General features: G+C 41.7%; 21 protein-coding genes. 15 read left to right on the top strand and 6 right to left on the bottom strand.

All coding sequences use genetic code 11. From position 1 onward, the window contains the following. Positions 1-437 precede the first annotated feature (437 nt). The gene (locus FPZ42_RS07185) at positions 438-3,260 is read left to right on the top strand and encodes a lantibiotic dehydratase (protein WP_146269828.1); all 2,823 of its coding nucleotides are present in this window, start codon (positions 438-440) and stop codon (positions 3,258-3,260) included. On the opposite strand, the gene FPZ42_RS07180 is transcribed toward FPZ42_RS07185, so the two are convergent. Continuing rightward, the gene (locus tag FPZ42_RS07180; RefSeq protein WP_146269826.1) at positions 3,169-4,353 is read right to left on the bottom strand and encodes a sensor histidine kinase; all 1,185 of its coding nucleotides are present in this window, start codon (positions 4,351-4,353) and stop codon (positions 3,169-3,171) included. The two genes, FPZ42_RS07185 and FPZ42_RS07180, sit on opposite strands and share 92 nt — an antisense overlap. Positions 4,354-4,580: 227 nt before the next feature. Next, positions 4,581-5,447 (bottom strand): LytR/AlgR family response regulator transcription factor, encoded by an 867-nt coding sequence (locus FPZ42_RS07175; protein ID WP_261382248.1) that lies wholly within the window; start codon positions 5,445-5,447, stop codon positions 4,581-4,583. A 25-nt stretch (positions 5,448-5,472) separates the two neighbouring features. Between FPZ42_RS07175 and FPZ42_RS07170 the strand changes: the two genes are divergently transcribed. Beyond that, a complete protein-coding gene (locus tag FPZ42_RS07170; RefSeq protein WP_146269822.1) occupies positions 5,473-6,216 on the top strand; it encodes a LytR/AlgR family response regulator transcription factor in 744 nt (247 codons plus the stop codon). A gap of 103 nt (positions 6,217-6,319) precedes the next feature. On the opposite strand, the gene FPZ42_RS07165 is transcribed toward FPZ42_RS07170, so the two are convergent. Then, complete coding sequence (locus FPZ42_RS07165) at positions 6,320-7,747, bottom strand: DUF4932 domain-containing protein (RefSeq protein ID WP_146269820.1); 1,428 nt, start codon at positions 7,745-7,747, stop codon at positions 6,320-6,322. A gap of 340 nt (positions 7,748-8,087) precedes the next feature. Here FPZ42_RS07165 and FPZ42_RS07160 point away from each other — a divergent pair, with 340 nt between their 5' ends. The 7 genes from FPZ42_RS07160 to FPZ42_RS07130 all read left to right on the top strand — a co-directional run bounded on the left by FPZ42_RS07160 (position 8,088) and on the right by FPZ42_RS07130 (position 16,303). Next, entirely contained in the window at positions 8,088-10,445 is a 2,358-nt protein-coding gene (locus tag FPZ42_RS07160) for a TonB-dependent receptor (RefSeq protein ID WP_146269818.1), read from the top strand. A gap of 113 nt (positions 10,446-10,558) precedes the next feature. Beyond that, a complete protein-coding gene (locus tag FPZ42_RS07155; RefSeq protein WP_146269816.1) occupies positions 10,559-10,756 on the top strand; it encodes a hypothetical protein in 198 nt (65 codons plus the stop codon). 80 nt (positions 10,757-10,836) lie between these two features. Further along, complete coding sequence (locus tag FPZ42_RS07150) at positions 10,837-11,043, top strand: hypothetical protein (protein WP_146269814.1); 207 nt, start codon at positions 10,837-10,839, stop codon at positions 11,041-11,043. 67 nt (positions 11,044-11,110) lie between these two features. After that, positions 11,111-11,314 (top strand): hypothetical protein, encoded by a 204-nt coding sequence (locus tag FPZ42_RS07145; protein ID WP_146269812.1) that lies wholly within the window; start codon positions 11,111-11,113, stop codon positions 11,312-11,314. 63 nt (positions 11,315-11,377) lie between these two features. Next, a complete protein-coding gene (locus FPZ42_RS07140) occupies positions 11,378-12,742 on the top strand; it encodes a radical SAM/SPASM domain-containing protein (RefSeq protein WP_146269811.1) in 1,365 nt (454 codons plus the stop codon). Between the two features lie 135 nt (positions 12,743-12,877). Then, the gene (locus tag FPZ42_RS07135) at positions 12,878-15,082 is read left to right on the top strand and encodes a peptidase domain-containing ABC transporter (protein WP_261382247.1); all 2,205 of its coding nucleotides are present in this window, start codon (positions 12,878-12,880) and stop codon (positions 15,080-15,082) included. Between the two features lie 114 nt (positions 15,083-15,196). Further along, positions 15,197-16,303, top strand: coding sequence for a sensor histidine kinase (locus FPZ42_RS07130; protein WP_146269809.1), 1,107 nt, complete (start codon positions 15,197-15,199; stop codon positions 16,301-16,303). A gap of 444 nt (positions 16,304-16,747) precedes the next feature. Here FPZ42_RS07130 and FPZ42_RS07125 read toward each other — a convergent pair whose 3' ends face one another. Then, a complete protein-coding gene (locus FPZ42_RS07125; RefSeq protein ID WP_146269808.1) occupies positions 16,748-17,554 on the bottom strand; it encodes a hypothetical protein in 807 nt (268 codons plus the stop codon). 354 nt (positions 17,555-17,908) lie between these two features. Here FPZ42_RS07125 and FPZ42_RS19160 point away from each other — a divergent pair, with 354 nt between their 5' ends. From FPZ42_RS19160 to FPZ42_RS07115, 3 genes are all read left to right on the top strand, one after another. Beyond that, positions 17,909-18,046 carry a hypothetical protein gene (locus FPZ42_RS19160; RefSeq protein WP_186458709.1) on the top strand — a complete coding sequence of 46 codons (138 nt, stop codon included), beginning with the start codon at positions 17,909-17,911 and terminating at the stop codon, positions 18,044-18,046. A gap of 66 nt (positions 18,047-18,112) precedes the next feature. Next, positions 18,113-19,795 (top strand): tetratricopeptide repeat-containing sensor histidine kinase, encoded by a 1,683-nt coding sequence (locus FPZ42_RS07120; RefSeq protein ID WP_146269807.1) that lies wholly within the window; start codon positions 18,113-18,115, stop codon positions 19,793-19,795. Between the two features lie 11 nt (positions 19,796-19,806). Further along, positions 19,807-20,463: a response regulator transcription factor gene (locus FPZ42_RS07115; RefSeq protein WP_146269806.1), complete on the top strand. Its 657-nt coding sequence runs from the start codon at positions 19,807-19,809 to the stop codon at positions 20,461-20,463. A gap of 12 nt (positions 20,464-20,475) precedes the next feature. Here FPZ42_RS07115 and FPZ42_RS07110 read toward each other — a convergent pair whose 3' ends face one another. Both FPZ42_RS07110 and FPZ42_RS19155 read right to left on the bottom strand, forming a co-directional pair. Further along, a complete protein-coding gene (locus tag FPZ42_RS07110; RefSeq protein ID WP_146269805.1) occupies positions 20,476-20,856 on the bottom strand; it encodes an RNA recognition motif domain-containing protein in 381 nt (126 codons plus the stop codon). 239 nt (positions 20,857-21,095) lie between these two features. Further along, positions 21,096-21,266 (bottom strand): hypothetical protein, encoded by a 171-nt coding sequence (locus FPZ42_RS19155; protein WP_186458708.1) that lies wholly within the window; start codon positions 21,264-21,266, stop codon positions 21,096-21,098. A gap of 32 nt (positions 21,267-21,298) precedes the next feature. On the opposite strand from FPZ42_RS19155, the gene FPZ42_RS07100 reads away from it, so the two are divergent. Genes FPZ42_RS07100 through FPZ42_RS07090 form a run of 3 tightly spaced genes read left to right on the top strand, consistent with a single transcriptional unit; the run spans position 21,299 to position 23,919 of the window. Beyond that, complete coding sequence (locus FPZ42_RS07100; protein ID WP_146269803.1) at positions 21,299-21,592, top strand: DUF3892 domain-containing protein; 294 nt, start codon at positions 21,299-21,301, stop codon at positions 21,590-21,592. Between the two features lie 18 nt (positions 21,593-21,610). Next, positions 21,611-22,411, top strand: a complete 801-nt coding sequence (locus FPZ42_RS07095; RefSeq protein ID WP_146269802.1) for a TerC family protein — start codon at positions 21,611-21,613, stop codon at positions 22,409-22,411. Positions 22,412-22,419: 8 nt separating this feature from the next. Further along, a complete protein-coding gene (locus FPZ42_RS07090) occupies positions 22,420-23,919 on the top strand; it encodes a hypothetical protein (protein ID WP_146269801.1) in 1,500 nt (499 codons plus the stop codon). Positions 23,920-23,925 lie beyond the last annotated feature (6 nt).

Raw genomic sequence — 23,925 nt, 5'->3', positions numbered from 1 at the left:
CATGTTAGCTTATCACTTCTTTTTTTCTTTGCGTTTTTTCTCAAAGCCGGTTATTAATCTTCCGCGCAAATTTTAATGGAGCTAAGATTTATGAGCACTTTTTGGTTATATCCGACTGGAAATCAATTTTGACATAACACCAGAATTTCGTGCTATCGGAAAGCGGCCCCATCCACTAAAGTAATTTTAAAACAGATAGCACTCCATCATTTTTGAATTGGCGCCCGGTGAGTCAAAGATCTTCTTTGAAAAAAACTGCTTCATGAAGAAATCAAGATCGAATTGACACTACAACATGAACTCGGGCTATTCCATTATTTCCTGAATTCACTCGAAACTTCAATTGGTAGGTCTGAAACAATTTTTCACCCTTCTGTCCCAGATATTATGGACAGGTTTTCAAATTTTATTGCTTTAAGTCTATTTAGTCAACAACCATGGAATTAGACTTTCTGCCAAAAATTTTATGCAGAACACCTGTTTTTGCTCAAAATTCTGATTTTTGTATCAAGCGAAGTACTCTTTATGAGTATATTAGGGATGCGTCACCTGAGCTTTATAGATCACTTCAAAAAGGAGATCAAAAAAATGACCTGATTGACATGCACACGCAAGACTTCGCGGTGTGGAAATATTTCAATCGCGCACGCTTTCGGGCTACGCCGTTCGGTAGATTGGCAGCCGTTTCCTTAATTGACCTCTGTCGAACACCCAATTTTGAAGCAAGTAAAATTCAGCTTTACGCGGACATCGATCCGGTATCCGTTCTGGATTGGGACGATCTGAAAAAATTTGATCTTTTAAACAAAAAAGCTTCGCATATTGGAGAAAACCTACAAACAAATGCAACAGCTTACGCAGTCCATGGGCATCAAAGGTATCTTCATCTAAATGCCGGTTCTTATGAACTTTGTGAAGTTGTCCAGCGGCCGGAAGTGAATTGGATATTGGAACAATCAAGACACACTATTTCTGCTAATGAGCTTATCTCCGAAGGCAGTCGAAAATTCAATACCTCAAAAAAAACTTTTGCAGAATTGCTGGAGAAGTTGATTGATATTCAATTGTTGTGGTCCGATAAATCGACAAACGTTATCGGCAGTAGAAAAGCGGAATCAGCAAGTGATGTTAGCCATAACTGTCAACGGTATTTTTTGACAGAAAGAAAGGTCAAAGTTGCTGACTATCACGAACCGTTGTCTGCTGAGATTAGGGAAGCTGTCGATTTTTTAAATAAAAATTTGCCTTACAGTGAAAATCTGTCAATGTCTGACTTTAAAACAGCTTTCATTAAAAAATTTGATCTAAGGTTCGTCCCTTTGAATATTGCACTGGACCCGGCATTAGGTATCAAATATGCGGGTTTCGATCTTCAGTTTGCTCAGCATGGTTCGATGATAAATGAGAAAATATTTGCTGGTCAATATTCTGGACAGAGTAGTACAACGATAGGCTATGATCCGGTCAGGAGATTTATATTGAACGAAATGTGTTCGGGCCAGCACCATGTCGACCTGGCAGACATGATAGCAGAAGAAAGTATCGAGGCACCGCGTCTTCCAAATAGTATAAGCATACTTTATCGTAAATTTCGTGACAAAGTAGTTTTACAGAGCATAGGTGGTTGTACCGCTAATCAATTACTGGGACGATTTTCGCTTACTTCTGATGCCATAGAAGACTTTTGTTTGCAGATTGCCGAACTGGAACAACATTCAAATCCAGGCATTGAATTTTTCGATGTGAGTTACCAGGCAGAAAAGCATGTAGACAATATCAACCGCAGAAAGCATCTTTACAATATCGAATTTCCGATTTCGGGATATGGAAAAGGACGTATTATACTTGACGGAAACGATATTTTTGTCGGTGTGCGCAGGAACGAGGTCATTTTATATTCAAGAAGCTTGCGTAAAAGAGTTGTTCCGAGAATAGCGACAGCTTATAATTACAGGCGTTCGGACCTAGCGCTTTATAGATTTTTGTCTGATCTCCAAAACCAGTCTTTACGGACAAACCTCGGGATAAACATAGACGATATTGTTCCCGGCATGAAGCATTATCCGCGGATTAGTTACAAAAATATCATATTAAGCCCGGAACGCTGGTTAATACCTGGATCATTGATTGATAAGTTAAGAACGTTGGGTAGTAAGGCTGCAGTTATTCTGCTAAGGGAATGGCTAAGCAACTTAAATTGCTCAATCTTTCGAGCCGGGAACGGCGATCAAACGCTGATCTTTGATACAGGCGATCCTTTGGATATCGGGATGCTGGTTAAATTCCTCAAACAGCAGAAGGTAACACAGGCTTACCTTGCCGAGGGATTGATATCAGAACGAAGTGACGTCATCGACGAAAACGGTCATTCTTATGCTGCTGAGATGTTGTTGTCGGCAGCACATCGCAAACAAATATATGAACCGATCGACATACATCCTTCGTCTCTTGCACCCGACTCAATATGCAGGAACTTATCGCCAGGCAGCGAATGGCTGTATTATGAATTGTATACACATCACTCGGTGAGTAATGAGTTGCTGATCAATTTCATTGCACCTTTTTTTAAGACATACCGCTCATATATTCGTAAATGGTTCTTTATCAGATACGCTGATCAAGGGGAACATATCAGGCTTAGGATACATTTAAAGGACCGATCTGCGGTGTCACATTTAATGATATCCTTGAATGATCTGCTTGATGAGTTGCTCAGAAACGGGAAATTAGCTGACGTCCAAATAAAAACGTATAAGCGGGAGATCGAAAGATACGGTGATTGTCGCATGATTATCCTGGAAGATCTCTTTCATGCTGATTCGGAAATTGTACTCTCCACGATTAAACATGGTCCGTCGCTTAACGCTTTATATGCCTCGACAATTGACTTTGTCAATGACTTGTTAAAATGCGCCTTTTCCTCTCAACAAGATGCTGTACTCTTTGTCCAACAAATGGTTGAATATTTTAACAGGGAATTTGATTTAAATGGCTCCTCATTTAAGGAAATCAATAAAGGCTACAAATTATTTAAATCAAGCCCTGTCCCGATTTTTTTTAAAAAACACAGGAAACATAAGCTGTTGATGAAGAAAGTCCAAAGATGTTTGGCAGTGGGTGATCGTTCAACCGTTGCCGATCTTGTAGCTGATGTTATTCACTTGCGTGTCAACCGGCTTTTTCCTGATCAGCAGCGGAAGCATGAGGCGTTGTTGTATCAGTATCAGCTGAAGGATATGAAAAGGCCTCAAGATCATTAAGTGCTTCAAATTTGATCACAAGCTTGGTTTTGAAATAAGATTCGGAACCGACGCTATAATCAAATTGAAATTGATTTCCATAATTTGCCTTCAATCGATGTTCAATATTTTTTAGACCTGTTGAAGAGGTCGGGCGCGTGACGCCATAATTGATTTTATTAGAAGTTTCGATGATCAGGTTCGCGCTATCAGCGTAAACTTTTATTATCGCCGGAGCACTTTCCTCGTGCATGATGCCATGTTTAAATACGTTTTCCGTCAGGGTAAGAATAATCAAAGGGATGAAAAGAATGTCCTCAAGTTCCTCATCGTAGTCCAGATTTATAAATTGCTTTTGACGTACGCTGTGCAAATAAATCAGCGCCTGTACTTGCTCAAGTTCCTCTCCAAGCCTTATAAACCCACCAATTTTATCCGCATGGATGGCAAAGCGCATGATATTTGCCAGGGAGCTGATACCTTCAGCCAAGTCTGGTGAGATCTTACGCGCATTGTGGTAAAAGTAGTCCAATGTGTTAAAAAAGAAGTGAGGATTTATTTGAGCGGTCAGGTATGCATTTTGCGCCCTTATCGCTTCCTTTTGCGCAATCTGCTTTTGTATAATCTCTTGCAAACGCTGTCGTTCAACCATGTCATATTTTTTTCTGGCGTCAATCAGCGTAACAAGGTAGTAATACCCCGTCGAGAACCCAAGAAATTGAACACAGCGGTATAGTGTTCGGATCACATACACCCCGGTGAGATTGACGCTGACTGCCGAACTGAAAGCACCTATTTTTTTTAGCAAGAGGTCAACCAGGTAAGAGCCTAAAATAAAAAAGGAGATTTCGAAGATTAATGCAAGAGGAAGTCGCCACAAAAACTGTGCGCTTTTCTTAAACACCCAAGGCAAAACATGCAGTGAATTAAAGTAAAATAACCCGATGATCAAAAGGTAATGAAGTACATAGGTCATAGGGTGGCCGAATTCCCCAAATGAAAGCCCGATAAATAAGGTCTCCCATAGAATGAAAGCAAGCCAGGACATAAAGTGAACGCGGTTTCGTACGGCCCATTGCAGAAAAGCTTTCATCATCAATTCCAGATGTTTCACACAGCAATATAGCCCTTTTATCCCAAGAATTTTTTTGAGGCATTGATTTATCCTTAGTTGCAAGAAAAAAATATGAAAACAAAAAAGATCACCATTGAAAAAAAAGTTCTGGGCGTATTCAAATCGAAAGCTCGCCCTGCTAATCCAACAAATGAAACTGATCCTACGACTACGATCATTTCTATTACAAGAACAGGATTTTAGCAGCCAGCCATTTGAGAAGCCGTTTAGTTACGGCTTCTCAATAGTTTTGTGTCCAAAAATCTGGTAAATTCCTTGCGGTACATATCACCAATGGTAATTTGCAGGCCGTTGATCATTTTAATGGTGTTTCCGTATATATGTTCGATATAGTTTTTACTGATTATAAAACTTCTTTGAAATTGCTCAAAACCCGGGTAAGACTTTAGAACTGCTGCCACCTCTCGAAGCGTCATATGGGTCAGGATGTTACCCGAAACCGTGTGGATAAGGACGTAATTTTGTTTACTTTCAATAGCAATCACATCAGCAAACCTGATCTTGACCATTTTAAGGGCATCATTAGAATTTTTAGCAAGGAAAAAATCGTCAACCGGCGCAGCTTGATCTCTCAAAACAGGTTTAGGAAAAAGTTTTGTTATGGTCGCAGCAAATTTGGAAAGAGAAAAAGGCTTTAACAGAAAAGCGTCTGCATCGGCTTCAAAAGCTTCATAGGCGAAATCACGGTAAGCGGTAGTAAATACAAGTTTATTTGTTTTGGATTTTATCTTAAGGGACAAATCGATACCGGAAATAAAAGGCATATTGACATCCAGCAAAATCAGGTCAACAGTATTACCTGAAGTGAGTTCAGTAAGTGCTTCAACCGGATTTGTATAAGATTTAACAAGTTGCAGTGTCGGTAACTCATTGATGTAATCTGTCAGCCAGTTTACAGCCATAGGCTCGTCATCGATAATAATACATTTGTAAGTTTTCATCTCTTTAAAAATTAGTGTCTCGGAAATTAAGGGGTCAATGTGAAAAGGAAAAATCCTTATGACTTGTGCTTCCATGGAAATAATTGTGTTATGAAAACAGTTTTGATAGCCGATAAAATCAATTTGTGTCACTAAATCGAAATAAGTAGTTTTAAATATGCTGAGAACCATTATCATCGACGACGAACAATTTTCAATAGATTCTATATTAAGCTATATCGAGCTATTGCCCCAATTAAACGTTATTGCGACCTATCGTAATCCGGTAGAGGCCCTTTCATGTATAAAAAGCAGTGATCAGGCGGATATCATTTTTCTGGATATTGACATGCCTAATCTTTCTGGGATCGAGTTAGCAAAAGCCTTACGTGATAAAGTTGGAAAGTTAGTTTTTACTACAGCTCATTCTGAATACGCTTTTGATGCTTATCAAGTTGATGGTGACGCTTTCTTACTTAAACCGATCACGTTCGCAAAGTTTTCATTAACTGTTAACAAGCTTTTTCCACCAGAAAAAGAGATAAATAATATTTCAGCGAACCATTTTCTTGTAAAAAATAAGGATGAGAACCTGCGGATCTTAAATGTGTCATTTGAAGATGTAGTCGCTTTCGAAGGTGCGACCAATTATGTAAAGATCCACTTGATAGATGGTAAAGTAATCACCGCTTATCTTACGATAGGGGATGTCTTAGGGATTGTTGCTGACAAGCCACAATTTCAACAATTTCACAGAGCTTTCATCATTTCGACTGCTTATATACGATATATCGAGGGCGGGTTGGTGAAATTGAACAACATGTTACAATTCAACGTTGGTGAAAAGTTTAAGCCGGCATTTGACCGGTACATAAGCAATCAACTGTTAAAGACTACCAGGAAAAACAACTCAAAAAATTGACCCTATTTATGAGTTAGAGGCATTCCCGACTTTTAGATCGACACGATCTCCAGTAATGCGTGTTACCTGTCCAAACACCTAAGTGTTAAAATACAATAATTGATTATTTACTTCGTACGCCGCTTTCACCGGTTATGAAATCTAATTGATAATCCAAAACACAAAAACCATCTTTTGTCCGCATTCTGCTTCCGGACATATAAATCTGATAGTCGGTATTGGGTTGTAACTTCACTTTCATCGTGAGCCGTCTGTTGCCGTTTGAAAATATGAATTTTTCAGGGATCGGATAATGTGCCCGTCCCTTGGGTCCTGCGCCAAAAAAATATCGAACACCATCAAGGCTTTTATCGAAATCGAAAGATATTTCTGTAATACCGGGATCCACAACTTGTCTGCTGTTTGGAAAGGGTGAAACGGCAATAACTCTGGCACAATTCGCGAAGTAGTCTTTTTGTAACTGCTCCAGATCACTATCCAGCGTTCTATAAAACGCAACTAAAGATGGCATGTATTGCTCAAGTACTTCATAGCGCTCCCTTTTGGACCGGTAGTTTTGTAGTTGATCGATCAACTGTTGTATCCAGATAAAGCCCAATGCCATTTGGGATTTGATTTCCCGATCAATTTCTTGCTGGGCCAAATTATGGTCTTTAAGATAGATAACCACAGCCGCTCTTACCATAGCCTCATTGTACATGGTTTCCCAATCTTTATATGCCAGATTGACCATTTTCGTTTTTTGTTTTTCGAAAATAAGCTGGCCGGAATTTGATAGATCTTTCCGGAAAGTGGCCGTCAAATCGTTCACAAATGAATGATTAAATTCATGGATGATCGTGTTGACGTAGAATGTATCATCAAATGTCGGTTTTCCCGTCTCGTCAAAAGTGGCAGCCCCGATAATTGCAAATACCTGACGCTCACTTTTCGATAACTGCAGATGAGGGCCGTAACTACCTCCGCCGTTGGCAAGTCCAATGATCACCTTGAATTCTTCTGCTGATCTGCCTCCATAAAACGTGTTGAACCACTGAAAATCTATTTTGCGGAATAGCTTGGTGAACTGGCTCTCTGCATACGCGTATCTTCCTTTTTGTTCGCTAAAGAACGAGCTACAATCGCTATCGGCATAAAACCCACGCAACAGCGATATGAATTTTTTTGCGTTTTCAGCGCTCCATCTGTTGTTTAGTTCAGTCGGATAAAAGGGTACGTTTAACATGATCTGCGGTGGATAGGAGAGATGTACAGCCATGGCCATGACGGCGTCATACGAGATACCGCTACTGTCATGTAACTCACGCGCGAACTTTATCATCGGGTGTTCGGAGTAGCTGTCAAAATGTTTATGGATAGCCTTTACATAATCAAGATTTTCATCTTGATTGAACTCTTTGTTACCGGCCAGCCGAAAAATGATACTCAAGAGTTCTACGCGTTGATCGACAACAGGTCTGTCTATAGCGATTACACTTTTTGTGAAAAGTAATGATAAGAAGATCAATGATAGGGTAAATGTTTTTATCATGATATGAAAGGGATGTGATCTGATTGACTTTTTTACCGTCCGGAGGTTTAAAGAATAAGATCAGATAGCAATGTACAGTGGCTTACATTACGATTTGGCGCCAATATATCACTGTCAGGCCACTGTAAGCGAAGGGTAATTATGAGCACATTTTGAAGGAACTTACCGTATTTGTCATTCGCTTGGAATTGGAATGAGAAAGTTTTCTTGATGAAAGGGTGGTTTTCCTTGACAGAAGGATTGTAGAATTTTTCTCTCTATAAGTAGCTTTAATTAAATCAGAATTCCCCCTTTTAGGTGCCAAAAAGACGGATACCTAAACCTTATCATAATTATTTATATGAAATACGCTTGTGCAATTTTCCTTTTACTGATAGCAGGCACCCTCAAAGCGCAATCAATTTATGGAAAAGTAAGCTCTGCCGGCTCACCGGTAGCTTCTGCAAATATCAAGGTTCAGGGGGATGATAAAGTTGAGCGGCTGAGCACCAGCGACAATCAAGGAGTATTCACGATTAGAGGGCTGGCCCCCGGTAATTACCATGTTTACGTTTCCCATCTCGGATTTACAAGTGCCGACACCGTAATTTATTTAAAGGATTCATTAGCTCTACAGATAAATCTAAAAACCAGCGCCACGCAATTGGATAGCGTGGTCGTTACTTCAAAAAAGAATCGCTTTGATTCAAAAATCGACAGGGTGTCATATCGGGTTGATGGTATTTCGCTTTACCAGAACAAGTCCGTCACGGATATACTTAAAAATATTCCCAGGCTTAATGTAACCCGCTCATCCATTGAGATCCGAGGCTCGGGCCCCGCAGCGGTTATGATCGATAATCGTATGATCTACCTGTCAAGTAAAGATTTACTCGACTATTTAAATATTTATAAGGATGATATCCAGAGTGTTGAGGTGATCACTAACCCTGCGGCGAATTATGATGCCCAAGGTTCTGCATTGGTAAATATCGTCACCAAAAAAAGAAAAACACCGGGTTTGTTCGGGTATATTGAATCAGCAGCTACCAAAAATTCTTATTGGGAAGCAGATCAGTCGCTTGGTCTGAGCTTTCGAAACCGAAATTTCAGCCTTTCTGGTTCTTATGGCAACTCGGTCGGAGCTTATCGGGAAACACTTTATAATCAATCAAATTTTATAGATGATCATCTGACTGACTACAGGGATGAGGCATCTAACAAAAACCATATCAACAGTAACCGTCTGACGGTCATCACCGAACTCCTACTAAGCAAAAGATCAAGGGTTTTCGCTTCGTATAATTTAGTCACAAACCGGGGTAAAACAGATCAAGATCACATTATTCGTTATCAAAATTACGGGTCCACGGATTCTACGGGATTGACCAAAGGAGGAAGTAATAACCATGGTGACACGCATTTGTTAAACGCTGGTTACAATACGCAGTTCGGAAAGAACAATACACTGGATGTTACGGTGGATTACGTAAATAGGTCCAATGATCAAAACTCTTTGACAACTACGTCTAATTATTTCTCAGATCTGTCTACTGAAACAGGCAATAGGTACGATCTGATCAGTACAGGCCATCTGCCTAAAAACGTAACCAGTACAAAGTTTGATTTTCGCTTACCCGCAGCATTCCTTAAATATAACGTAGAGGCTGGTGGTAAATGGACCCTTTTTAACAACAATAGCAGAACCTACTACGATCAGTTGATAAATGGCGGAACGATCTTCACTGGTATAAACACTCGCGACACGTTTAATTACAGAGAACAGAACATTGCGGCCTATATCTCCGCAGATAGGGCTTACGCTAAATTTACGGTAAAACTGGGTTTAAGATACGAGCAAACCTTGACAAGGGGAACATCAGGCAACGATGTCTTCAGAAACAATTTTGGCAACTTATTTCCAAGCGTTTACTTTCAGTACAAACTTCCCAACGCAAGTTCAGCCACGATCTCCTATTCGAGGAGGATCATAAGACCATCCTTGTTCGATGTCAATCCCTTTAGGCTGTACTCCTCGATCTTTTCCTATTATGTAGGTAATCCCAGGCTCATACCAAGCCTGCAGGATAACTTGAATTTAAGTTATAATTTAAAGGGTCAGCTTTTGTTCAGTGCGTTTTACAACGTTATCCATGACCCCGTGATCACTGTACCCACCAACATGGGAAATGTTATCGAAAATGCAAAACAAAATAACGGCCTTCAAAAAAACTACGGGTTTAATTTTGATGGAAGTGTTGATCTGATCAAGAACCTGCAAAGCAACTTTAGCTTTGGAATCAGCAGCTATCAATTGAGAACTGATCTGGCCTACTATTTTAATAACAAGCCTGTCAACATTAACCTGTCTACGACACAGTCATTTCAGATCAACAAGAATTTAAGCGCTGACCTTAATTTTTCCGCCACTCTTCCGGGCGGCGGTTATTACATATCAAAGAGAAAGGGCTATTCCAGTCTTGATATCGGTTTGACGCAGTCTCTAATCAAGAATCGATTGCTCATCACTTTAGCCGGTCAGGATATCCTGAAGACAAATTCTCAGGGTTCGACCACAAGCACCCCCCAATTCATCAACACCAATAGAAATTATTATGACTTCCGGCAGCTTATGTTGACCGTTAGATACAAATTCGGCAAAGAGATCAGCGTAGTGAAAAAAAGGCCGGTCAACCAGGATATCAACAGGGTCAGGTAGCGCAAGCCATCATGATCAATATAGTGAACGGTTACTTAATACATTGATAAACGATCAACGGTGGAGTAAAATCGTGAAACTTTCTCCTATTTATTAATCTCAATATCAACAACATGCTGAAGAAAAATCTGAAGTCATTGGTTGAAAACAACAACCTGAACAGCACAGGGAATTTTGAGGTGATCTATGACGCAAATGCAATGAGCATTGCCGGCGGCGGAACATGTCAAAAATTAAATTCTTGTGATGAATACACAGGTGATTGCCCCAATCTGACGACCTGCGGTACGTACAGCAGTCCAGCGGTATAATCATACCGAGGCCTAAAAGATCAACGGTAGAGTAACATCTATAAACTTTCTCTGATCCCTTAACTATCATTTTTAAAACAATGTTAAAGAAAAACTTAAAATCATTGCTGGAACGTTCCGGAGACACTTCCGGAAGCAGTTTCGAGGTCATTAGTGATCCAAACGCACAGGATGTATCGGGTGGTACAGCAACATGTCAGAAATTGGAAACATGCGTCGAATATTATGGCGATTGTCCAAATCTGACATCTTGCGGAACCTTTAACTACGGCAGCGGTATCGCCTAATGCGCCGATCAAGATAGGGTAATATCGAAAAACTTTCCCTGATGTCTAACTACAAAATTATACGACCATGCTAAAAAAATCGCTTAAATCACTGGTAGAGAACAGTAATTTGAATACTGGTGATCAGTTTGAAATTATTCATGACGAAAAAGCCATGGATTTTTCGGGAGGTGTGAGCACTTGTCAAAAATTGGAAAAATGCCTGGAATACACCGGCGACTGTCCGAATTTGGTGACATGCGGAACTTTTGATCCGGTTTCAGCATCCTAATCAATTTAATCCTTAACGGGGCATAAGGGCGATCAGCTTTTATGTCCCTAATTCACCCAAATTATGAAACTATCAAAATACATTCTATCTACCGACCCCCTTGATGAGGTTGGTCTTTATAACAAACAGATCATATTTTCAACCAGGACCGCCACTTCCATCCTAGTGGATAACTCGTTGCTTGGTAATCTTGCAGTTGGGAATTATGATGGAATTGACAGTGAGCTTTTTGAAACCTTAAAACAGAAGGAATTTCTGGTACCTGTTGAACAAGACGAATTTGCGCATGTAATCTCTCAAAATAAGACAGCCAAGGAGCAAGGTAACTTTCTTTCCATGACGATTCAGCCTTCGGCAAACTGCCAGTTGGGTTGTCATTACTGCGGGCAAACGCATTCCAAGCATTATGCTAGTGACGCTGTAATTGATAAATATTACGAGCGGATCGTTTACCTGCTATCTCAAAAACATTATGATGGCCTGGCAATAACTTGGTATGGTGGAGAGCCCCTTACTGGCTATTCTTCTATCAAAAAAGCTTCTGAGAAATTTATAGCACTTGCAAATGAAAGAGGCATGACCTATATCAGTGACATGGTTACCAACGGGCTAAGCCTGAAACCAAAACTTTTTACAGAACTGGTCGAGGTTTGCAAAGTAAAAACCTTCCAGATCACCATCGATGGTACAGCAGAATCACACGATCAGCGCAGGATTACCAAGACCGGGGAGGCCACCTTTGATATCATCATGAAAAACATCAAAGATGTCACCTCGATGTCGATATACCGTGAGCAGCGGGCGCAGATTAATATCAGGGTGAATATTGACAAGACTAATTATCAATACGTTGATCCGCTGATCGATTATGTAAAGGACAATGGGTTACAAAGGAAGGTAAGCATGTACTTCGCAACAATAGTCGACTTTGGAGGTAATGACGCCGGGAAAGACAGCCTGCCCAAAAACTTTTTCGCTGATAAGGAAATCGAATGGCTACTGAAATGTTATGAGAATGATATTTTTATCAGTGTAATGCCAAAGCGTCAATATTCTGTTTGCATGGCTGAGAAGCAAGACTCAGAGGTTTACGATGCTTTCGGTAATATTTATGCGTGCTGGGAATTCCCTTACTCTGAGACCTATGGTTCGGGCGATAGTTTGATCGGCAATCTGTTCTTTCCCAAAGAAACCTATAACACCAATGCAACCCTTCGGAACTGGAATGAAATCCTGGAATCGGGAGCCACATGGTGCAAGACCTGTACACACTTACCAATCTGCGGCGGCGGCTGCCCAAAATCATGGATAGAAGGTACGCCTGCCTGTCCTCCATTTAAATCGAACTACAAAGACAAGCTTTTGCTGGATTACTTCATAAAAAAGAAAAGTGATGAGAAACGTTTGGCGGCAGAAGCTACGTCATAAAGTATGCTGAACTACGCATGATCGTTAGTAACGTCGCATAAATTACCGGTTAATTCCGGTGTTGGAGTAAGTAAGATAGGACAGCGTTTATGACCTGTTTTTAAGGATACAATGTATTAGAAGGTATAGATGATTATGAAGTTTCCATTCAGAAGGCAGCTTGATGCGTTTGACTGCGGCCCCACTTGTTTGCAAATGGTCTCAGAGTTTTACGGGAAGCTCTTAAGTCTTGATTATTTAAGAGAACAATGTTTCATCACAAGGGAAGGTGTTAGTTTACTTGGCATCAGTCAGGGAGCAGAGAAGATCGGTTTAAGAAACCTGATGCTCAAGGTCAATTTAAAAACCCTGCAGGAGGACTGTCCGCTTCCCGCGATATTACATTGGAACCAAAATCATTTCGTTGTATTATATAAGATCAAAAAGGGTTTTCTGAGAGGTAAGGTAGGTCTGAAGTTTGTGATCGGAGATCCTGATCATGGCCTTGTCACACTGCATGAAGATGAATTCTTAAATCGCTGGAATACGAACAATGTCGGGCAAGGTATAGCCCTTTTGTTGGAGCCCACGTCTGCATTTTACGCTAACACGAACGAGTATACCAGAGAAAGTGAATGGCGGTACTTATTGAAACATCTTCGTCCTTTCAGAAAGTCTTTCATAAGGTTATTGACAATACTTGCATTTTCCGTTGGAATCACAGCTTGTCTACCTTATATGACCAAAGGGTTGATAGACAAAGGAGTTGTTGGCAAGAACCATTCCCTGATCATCTTATTTATTCTTTCACAACTTATTCTATATATCAGCAGCAGCATTCTCGATATTTGCCGAAGCTGGCTTTTATTGCACATGAATGCCAAGATCAGTCTAAATATTATTTCTGATTTTCTCAAAAAGATCATGAAACTGCCAATTAAGTTTTTTGACAGTAAATCGATTGGTGATCTGACCACACGGATTAATGATCACCATAAAATTGAGACCTTTCTGACATCGGATGTGGTTACAACCCTGTTCTCGGTGTTACAGATCTTGATCTTTTCAACAATACTGCTTACGTTCAAATTTTCTCTGTGGGCGACCTTTCTTATATTTTCTGCGGTAGCTGTAACCTGGATATTTCTTTTCCAGAAAAAACGGGAGCAACTTGATTATGTGAGGTTTAGCCAGGAGAAAAATACTCAGGAAAAGCTTATCGAAATGATTTTAGGTATGACCGAGGTCAAATTGTATAATGCAGAGTTAACGAAACGTTGGGAATGGGAGCATCTACAAATCAGGCAGTATAAGTTGGGAATGAAGAGTCTTAAACTTGAACAGATGCAACAATCCGGTTTTATATTTCTGACCCAATTTAAAAATTTGTCTCTTTCCTACATCGCAGCGATGTTGGTGGTAAGCCATGAAATCTCTCTTGGTGTGATGCTTAGCATTTCATTCATCATCGGCCAGACAAACGGGCCTTTTCAGCAGTTAGTGCAATTCTTTAAATCCGCACAAACTGCAAAATTAAGTTTTAGCAGGTTGAATGAGGTTCATTATAAAAAGGAGGAGGAAGCTTCCGGTAATTTCGATCCGGCAACACCCGAATACATTCATGAAGACCTGGTCTTATCTGGCTTAAGCTTTCAATATCAAGGTCCGAGATCGCCCTATACATTAAAAAATCTGGATATTGTCATACCAAAGGGAAAAGTAACTGCTATCGTAGGTGCCAGTGGTAGCGGAAAAACCACATTACTGAAAATACTGATCGGATTTTATCAGCCAACAGAAGGAAAGCTAAAGATCGGCGACCGTGACAGCACCGAAATCTCGCCGGGTCTGTGGCGCAGTAATTATAGCACAGTGATGCAGGATGGCTATATCTTTAATGACACCGTGAGCAGGAATATTACGATGAACGACGAAGAAGTCGATCAGGATAGGTTCCAAAAAGCAGTGTATACCAGCAACCTGGATGAATTTGTTGACGAAATGCCGCTGAAGTATAAAACGAAGGTGGGCAATAACGGGTCAAATCTAAGTGGTGGACAAAAGCAACGGTTATTCATCGCCAGAGCAGTTTATAAAAATTCCAATTATTTGTTTTTTGACGAAGCAACAAGTAGCCTGGATGCCAATAACGAAACAGAGATCATGAGCAAACTGGACACTTTCTTTATCGGCAAGACCGTTGTCGTGATCGCACATCGATTAAGCACCGTAAAAAATGCAGACCAGATTATCGTTTTGGATAAAGGGCAGATAGTCGAAATCGGAACGCACGAGTCGCTAACAACTAGCCGGGGACGATATTTTGATCTGATCAAGAATCAGCTTGAACTCGGTGCTTAGCAGTAGAAAGATGTGTAATGCTGAAAAAGCATTTGCGTATTACTCATTTTAAAGCCAAATGAAATTTCATAAAGCGCTCATGAAGTGCTTCAAACCATAATATTATAAATCTTAATGCAAATTGAAAAGATATTGACGCAATCGAAGTCTTCAGCATCAAAAGTCCACAGTAGCCCTTTGCCGCGTATTGGTAAATGGGAGTACGATGTAACAAACAGTAAATATACCTGGTCGGAAGCGATCTTTGACATTTTGGACTTGCCCTATTATGCAAAACCCAGTAATATCTTTTCGCTAAGCTCATTTGAGGAGCCATACAAAGCGATGCTGGGAAAGGCGATCGCAAACGCGTGTCAATCCGGGACTTCATGGGATCTTGAACTGGAAATGATGACAGCCAGTAACAACAATATATGGGTACGTTCTTACGGAGGTGCTGTTGTCGAAAACGGCATTATTCTAAAAGTCGAAGGTTTCTTAATGGACATTGATAAATACCGCACAAAGGAAATCGCATTTGATCTACTGAAGCAAAAACATCGACAACTTAACACGTTCAATCAGCTTTTAACACATGACTTACGGAATCATGTCAATAACATTTGCATGCTCACAGGCATGATGAGCAAGGAATCGCTTGATGCCGGCAATGCACAGTTAGTTGATAAGATTGCTCAGGTCTCCGAAAATCTACGGTTTACAATTGACAGGCTGTCGGACATTATACATGTTAAAGAAGATCTGATCGCATCTGAGCAGGTAAATTTTAGTGATGCACTCGACAATGTAACCGCTTTGATGGATATTGACTTAAGACAAAGTGAAGCGGACATACAAACAGATTTTGTTGTACCGGCCATCAATTTTCCTAAGGTCTATCTTAATAGTATTCTCAGCAATCTGATCAGTAACTCGATAAAGTATAAGAAGGTAGACGAATATCCTAAGCTCTTTATCAGTACCTACCAAGATGAGGGTTGCGATTGCACTATTTTGGAGTTCCAGGATAACGGCATAGGCATTGATCTTGAAGCGCATGGCGATAAGATATTTGGGTTATACCAAACGTTTACAGATAACCCGAAAGCGCACGGCATTGGTTTATTTTTGGTCAAAAGTCAAATCGAATCCCAGGGTGGAGATATTGTCGTGGAGAGTAAACCGGATGTTGGTACTATTTTTAGAATATTTTTCAAAAATATGAGCGACATCTTAACCTGAAAAATCATCAATTGACTCGCTAGGTAAGGTAATTACGTCGGTTAGGGTGTCAAAATGTGAGATTGCGCCGTTAAGTTTTCTTAGCGGTTTTTGTTTAAGAAAGAAATGGCCAGCTTCTTAAAGTGGGAATATGCAGCTGCCAAATTTGCCATTTTAATTACAATCATGTATCAATTTTCTTTATCACGCTTTAATTTTCGATTCATGCTCATTGAATTGAACATTGTTTATGATGAACCTGTATAAAAGAAAATTCGATAAACTCAGGCATCAAGCTAACGATAAAAGCTGATGAAAGCCCTTTTTAACAGATCACCATACGTTAATGATCCCTTTACTTTAATCGCTAACCTTAAGGCTTTAGCAAAAATAATCCGTAATCATTAACATAGACTTCTTTTGTTTGAAGCGAAAACGATGCACTCAAAGGCAAGTTAAAAGGGTTTAATCCGCAGTGACTACAGCCGTGGTAACAGATTTAATCGTCGTCGTATCCTGCGTGAGATATTTAAGCAGCATGTAGTGCGTTAAAGGTTTAAGCCTGCGGTTTCTCCATAAAGGGTGCATACCACTATCTGTAAAAAGTTCCAGGTGCTTGTTGATCTTGAAATACCATAACTTCCCTATTGAAGCTTCCGTAACAGTATCCAGTCTCATTACTTTTTTAAATTTTTCAATCTTGCGTTGATCGCTCGCATATATTGTGTTACCCGGGCTGGGAACGTTGCATGAAACGACTTGATACTCTTTCCCATTCCACAGCATGCAAGACCGCATGTTTTTGATAATTATTCCTGCCCCCGTGATGACGCATAAAGCGATCGTCGCCATTAAGAATGCACTTTTATTGTTTTTGAGTCTCAACCTTAAATTCTTAAACGTACTACGTTCGTTTGTTGGGAATATGATAGGACCGCTCACCGGTAACCTTTCCGGTCCCAGCAGCCATGCGAGCAATTCATAATTTTTTTCTTCCGGCTCAAAATCTCTTCCTCTAAGCAAGTCAGCGGTCGACTTGAAACGGTCGCGGTCCATGTCCAATACCCCGGAATGAAAATCCCCTTTGTGATTCCTTTTGAAATAGCCCTCAAGTACAGCTGATCCATCCGGCCGTATGCCGGCTTTATATTGCTTTAGACATTCATCTCTGATTCGGGATGGAACAGGGGAATGAAGATTTGCCGGAAGCTTTCCGGCTGATTTTCTTCGGTGATACTCTGCTAAGAGTTCGGTTTTCTCTTCCGTCGTCATTGTGTAAAGGTCATACGATGAATTTACAGGATTATGCGGGAATCCGCAAGTGTCTTGTAAGCCAGGTGCGGAATACGGCGGAATCCGCTTGTAATGAGCAGTTTAATGACCATACCTTTGTTTTCGAAATCAAAAGATCCACGTCGGCCGGCGGGGACTTGTGCACAAGATGATCTCAATAGGAACGATGCCTGTGATGGCTGCGACCCGGTTCGGGAAACGGTCAGCTGACATTGCAGGAAAAGTTCCATTTCCCGAAAAAGCTGCGGGGGACGTGCTCCCGCAGGGTTTGCGGCTGCTTGCCGGATAGTCCGGCAACCGACCGCCATTGATTAACCTTTAATTTTTTCGAACATGATAGAATTGATCATCGCGCTTTGTTTAGCGCTTGGAACACCTGCGCCCGGATCTAATGGGGGCGTTACAACACAAGATACCGGTGGACAAACCGGACAAACCCCGCCACCTCCGCCACCGCCACCACATGGTTAAATAGAAACAGGGCAGAAGAGATTCTGCCCTGTTGTTTTATACAGCAGGATGTTTTAGTTTAGTGGGGTGAACCTGACCAAAAGAACAATTGCGCAAAATCTACTATATCTTTTTGCTGCTTTAATGAGCGGTTGCAGCGAAAAGAGTGTAAAGGTTTCACCTGGCACCGGCAGTTCCGCTTATACGAAAGCCTGGGCTTTTTATCAGCAGCACAAGCAGGACAGTGCTTATCATTACTACGCCAAGGCCGCTGCCGAAACGAAGGATAGCGCGCAATTAGGTGGGATATTCGTCAGCATGGCCATCATCCAAAGCGATCAGGGTGATTATTACGGAAGTGATGAAATGGCAATCAGATCATTGCATTATTTTTCTACAAACGATTCTTACCTTCCCTCAGTTTACAATGCTATCGCCATCAATAAATATAAATTAAAGGACTTCGAAGGTGCGGCTGATTGGTACGAACGTGCGATGTCCATGAAAACCGATAGCATTAACCATCTTGTTTATGCCAATAATCTTGGAGTCACTTATACGGAACTTGGCCGGTACTCCAAGGCTTTTGGGTTATTCAAAAATTTACTGACAGATAAATTGCTGAGAGCGGATACTGAAAAATACGCACGATCACTGGACAATTACCATTGGGTCAGATGGAAGATCAATCCGGCGTATGATGCATTACCAGGATATTTTACCGCATTGCGGTTGCGACAGAAAATAGGCGATGTTTGGGGAGTGAATGCCAGCTATGCACATATTGCAGATTTTTACGGCCGGATTAATAGTGATTCAGCTTTTAAATATGCGGATCTGATGTATTCAACCGCTCGGCAGCTGAAGAGTCCCGACGACCAACTTGAAGGGTTACAAAAACTTGCCAGGTTTGGGCCGGCAACGGCGGCGGGTCGTTACTTCGAACGGTATGCTTCCTTGCAGGACAGTTTGCTTGCCGCCCGCAATGCAGCTGGCAGCCGGTTTGCTGTCATCCGTTATGAAACGGAAAAAGCAAAGGCTGATAATCTGACGTTGCAAAAAGACAATACGGATCAGCGGTACCGCTTGCTACGTCAGCAATTTCTTCTTTACTGCCTCTTGGCGGTTATTGCAGTCGCTGCAGTGCTGGTGATCGGTTTCGTCCGACGCCGTCAAGCGCGGTTAAGGCGGGAAGCAGCAGAGCGTCTGCGCGCTCAGCAACTGAGAACGGCAAAAAGGGTGCACGATGTACTGGCTAATGACCTTTATCGGATCATGTCAGACCTGGATAATGGGACTGCGGGCGCTAACACTGCGTTGGCTGACCGGCTTGAGATCGTCTACCAGCGTGCGCGTGACCTGAGTTATGAGGATGAACCGGTACCGCTTGAAAACTTTGAACTGCACCTTTCGGGCATGCTGAATGCCTTTGGCACCGAGACCACAAAGGTGCTGCCTGATGGCTGTACAGCGGATTTCTGGAAAGGCACAACTGACATCGTCAAGCAGGAACTATCGCTTGTCCTGCAGGAATTGATGATTAATATGCGCAAACATAGCCGCGCCACGCTGGTGACGATTGTTTTTCGGCGGAGTGGCAAGCAGTGTGAAATCATCTACACCGATAATGGCGTTGGTATGTCCGATTTCCGACGGGGTAATGGCATCACCCATACGGAAAACCGCATGTCTGCTATCGGCGGTAATATTAATTTTGTGACCAGCCGTGAAAGTGGGTTGCAAATTCATATATCCTTTCCATCGGCGTAACCTTATTTCCTATGATAGAAAAAGTCCTCATTGCTGAAGATCACGAATCTGCTAATATTTCTGTACGCAAGACCATGGATGACCTTGGTTTGCCTTATGTGCATGCTTATTATTGTGATGATGCATTGAATATGATCCGTAAGGCTAAGGATGAGGCACCGTTCAGTTTACTGATCACGGACCTTTCTTTTGAAGACGACGGTACGGCTCAGCGTCTGAAAAATGGGGAACAGCTTATTCTGGCCGCAAGAGGGATCCAGCCGGGATTAAAAGTGCTGGTTTTTTCAGGAGAGCAGCGTCCGGCGGTGATAGGGCGTTTGTTCAGTGAGTTACAGATCGATGGCTATGTGAGAAAGGCACGTCACGATGCTGAGCATCTTCGGTCAGCTATCGCCATGATCGGTCAGCACCGGAGATATCTGCCGGATGGTTACCGTCAGTCGATACAGCAGGTAGCAGTAGCATTGACAGATTATGAGCGTGCGATCATCAGGCAGTTGGCAGGAGGGATGTTGCAAAAGCAATTGCCGGATTGGCTGGCATCGCAGCAAATGGCTAACGCAAGCCTGCGCAGCGTTGAAAAAGCTTTGAACAGAGCGCGTGCCTTGCTGGAGGTTTCGAACAATGAGCAATTAGTCGCCTACTGCAAGGATGCGGGTTTGATCTAAGCAAACGGAGCTTCACAATCTAGGCCTTCTCGGCCTTTTTGGCTTTTCGATCTCCGCTTTAACGATCCTTGAACTTATCCTAGCCTCTTCCACCAGTTTTACAGGCTGCGAATTAGTCACCGGTGATGCAAGCGCGCCTTTTTGTTCAGGCGTATCCGGGTTGATATTTACGGTCAGTTCCCTGTCTTTAATATTTAAACCGTCAAGTTCTCCGGCAGCCCTGGTTGCTCCTTCAGCGGTTGCCATTTCCACGAAAGCATAGCCTTTACATTTTCCTGTTTTTTTATCACGCACGATCTTGATGGTATTGATATCCCCATGCGGTGCGATCAGGACAGCAAGTTCCATTTCAGTGATCTCGAGCGGAAAGCCGCTGACAAAAAGTTTTCTCATTACGCGCTGCAATCTACAAAAAATTAGGCTGTGCGGGTTCCCGCATAAACTGCCTATCTCACCAAACTATCTTTGTTACATAGTTCACCTAAACCTTATCACAATTTATGAAATATAAAGTATTGCTGTTCAAAGGTGCGATCCTGGCCGATGGAGAAATGGTAGAAGCCGATCAGTTGTCTGACAGGTTGCTCAACGCATTCGAATCACGCTAAATGAAATTAATAATTTTTTTAACACTATCGGTTTTTCCCCGACTGGCGGAACCTAAAACGGTATTCGTATGTGACAGCCCAGGGGCAAAGCGCTATCATCTCAAGGAAAAATGCCGAGGTCTGACTAATTGTACTTACCGCATCATCAAAGTTACAGAAGAAACGGCCAAGGTAAATGGTAAAACGCTTTGTCATTGGGAAAATTAGGCAACCAAAAATATAACATTATGTCAATAAAGATCACTTGTATCAAAAAGGATGACGGTAATCATGAGAATCCCTTTATTGCGATAAGCGCTATGAATTGGATTAATGAGGAAAATAATAGTACCGGCACGACCTCAAGGGAAGAAATGCATGATTGGCTTAACAAAGGAGGGATAGCTTACGTAAGTGATGCTTTCGGAAATATTGCAAAGCTGGTTTCGCGGATATCCCAAAACGGAACCAAGTATGTCACGACGGTTGCCGATAAGGTTACGTCCGATAATTTGCTCAACCTTCCCGAATGCAATAAGTAAAATAACAAATCTTTCAGAATGGACCTGTTACAAACTATACCGGGTAATGATGTCAAAGCCGGTTTGCTGGTCATCATGAACCTGATCGTAATTGAGAGCCTGCTGTCTGTTGACAACGCAGCTGTGCTGGCAACGATGGTTATTGACCTACCTAAAGAACAACGAGGCCGAGCGCTTAAATACGGTATCGTGGGCGCCTATGTGATGCGAGGTATTTGTTTATTACTCGCAGCCTGGCTAGTAAAAATTTGGTGGTTGAAACCGCTGGGCGGAATTTACCTCATCTATCTGGCAATTGACTATTTTAAGGGCAAAGATGTTGATGAGCAGAAGGAGGATGTAGCAGGCAGTCAGGAAAGATGGGTCTACCGGATAACGCGTGGAAAAATGGGTGCCTTTTGGGCTACCGTTGTGCTGGTAGAAGTGATGGACCTGGCTTTTTCCATCGATAACGTCTTTGCCGCAGTTGCCTTTACAAATCATATTTACCTGATCTGCGTCGGCGTTTTTATTGGCATACTTGCTATGCGTTTTGTCGCACAGGGTTTTGTCAGACTGATCGAGAAATTTCCTTTTTTGGAAAGCGTAGCATTTATTGTGATCGCCGTACTTGGTATAAAACTTCTAACATCCCTTTATAGCCACTTCTATCCGCAAACCTACCTGAGCCACGTTCTTAACAGTGAAAAGGCAGATGTATTCATATCCCTGTTTACCGTAGCGGTTTTTGTGTTGCCCATCTTTACTTCTTTATTCTTCAATTTTCCGAGACAAAAAGATCATCGCATTGAACCGGCTCATCGTCGGCAACGACCCTAATAATTATCATGAAACATATTTACAAACTTCTGGCTGGTGTTGCCCTGGCAACCACGGCATATAGTTGCGGCGGAAAATCTGAGCTTTTTCCTGATCTCTATGGAAAAGATCGCCGCAGTGTTTTAACGGATTTTAACGACGTGAAAAATGGGGGCGGCAAAGCGCAAAAGGCTGCACCGGCAATGTATGTTGATTTTTCAGCAGGAATGTATACCGCTTTCGGAGCCGGCAATATCAAACAGTTAATGGCGCAGAGTTTTAATATCGTGCTGGAACAGCAATTCTCTGTTTTTAAACTGGTGCAGGATGAAGTTACACCCATTACTGTAGCCAATAGCACAGAACTTGGACAGATCGTTAACGACCCGAAACAATATCTCGACAGGAGAGCACCAATTCAGGTCGCTGTGGAGCAGATCGTCAATGGCAAAAGTGACGCATTGCTAATCACAGACTTTGAGGAATTTCAAAATGGGGCCGAAGTTACCTCTACTGCTTATTTGAAAATATCATTTTCCAAATGGTTACATAGAGGTAATTCGATAAGTTTCTTCATTGCAGATTACAAAGAGGGCAAAATCGATAAGCACATTTATTTTACGGTATTTAATTACGGACGTCCTACTGAGAAAAGTCTGATTTCAAAGCTTCGTCCGGTACTTTCAGCACTTCCTGCAAAGTTTGATCTATCAGCAGAACCATATGTGCTGAAAACTGAATACCCAGAACCCGGTCAAGGTGGAATATTCCGCGATGAGAAAGCTAAAGATATGCAGCATCAAAATGTGCTTGATCTTCAACCGAGCTTTTTTTCAGCCGCTAACAACAATAATCCTTTTGAGTATTATCCCCTTGGCGTCGATTGGGAAACAATTGCGCAGGCAAAAAAAGAGTACTCGTCTTCAGGCCAGTTCAAAGACATGTTCAGGAAGCTGTTTGTTGATCTTTCTAATATCGACAGTTACGAAATCGAGGGACTTGACGTCAGGGCATACGATGCTACAAACGATTTCGAACGTTATGCAAAATGTGTGGAGGCATCTAAGCATAAACCAAGAATTATCAAAGGGGGAGACGGCGAGCAGAAAATTGCTGACAATGAAAGTGATGAGATCGCCTTAAATTGTTACAACTCAGATGGTACGATCAAGGCCGAATATAAATATGAGCCGATTGAGCAACCGCTGATAAACGGCGTATTCGGTTTAAACCAGGCCCTTTTTATGAACACAAGCCATGACGACAGGTCAAAGACCGAGATAGGCTTATCTCTTGCCGATGATCTTCAGGGATTAAATTCGCCAGGATCGAACCGCCTGGTCCGCGTGGTGATCAATATCAGCAAGGTAAAAGTCAACACAACTAACACTGTTATGGATAAATTTAGATGGATAAATGCTGACGGCATAGCCAATACAGCACTTTATGAATCTGTCAGGAACACACTGGATGACCTCCGCCCGGTCAACAAAACAATATTCACTTATTATATCAAAACCGCTCAATAACGATAT

Source organism: Mucilaginibacter achroorhodeus (genome assembly GCF_007846095.1).
GTDB lineage: Bacteria > Bacteroidota > Bacteroidia > Sphingobacteriales > Sphingobacteriaceae > Mucilaginibacter > Mucilaginibacter achroorhodeus.
Note: the sequence above shows the minus strand (reverse complement) of the source record. Positions and strands in the feature narration are given on the sequence as shown.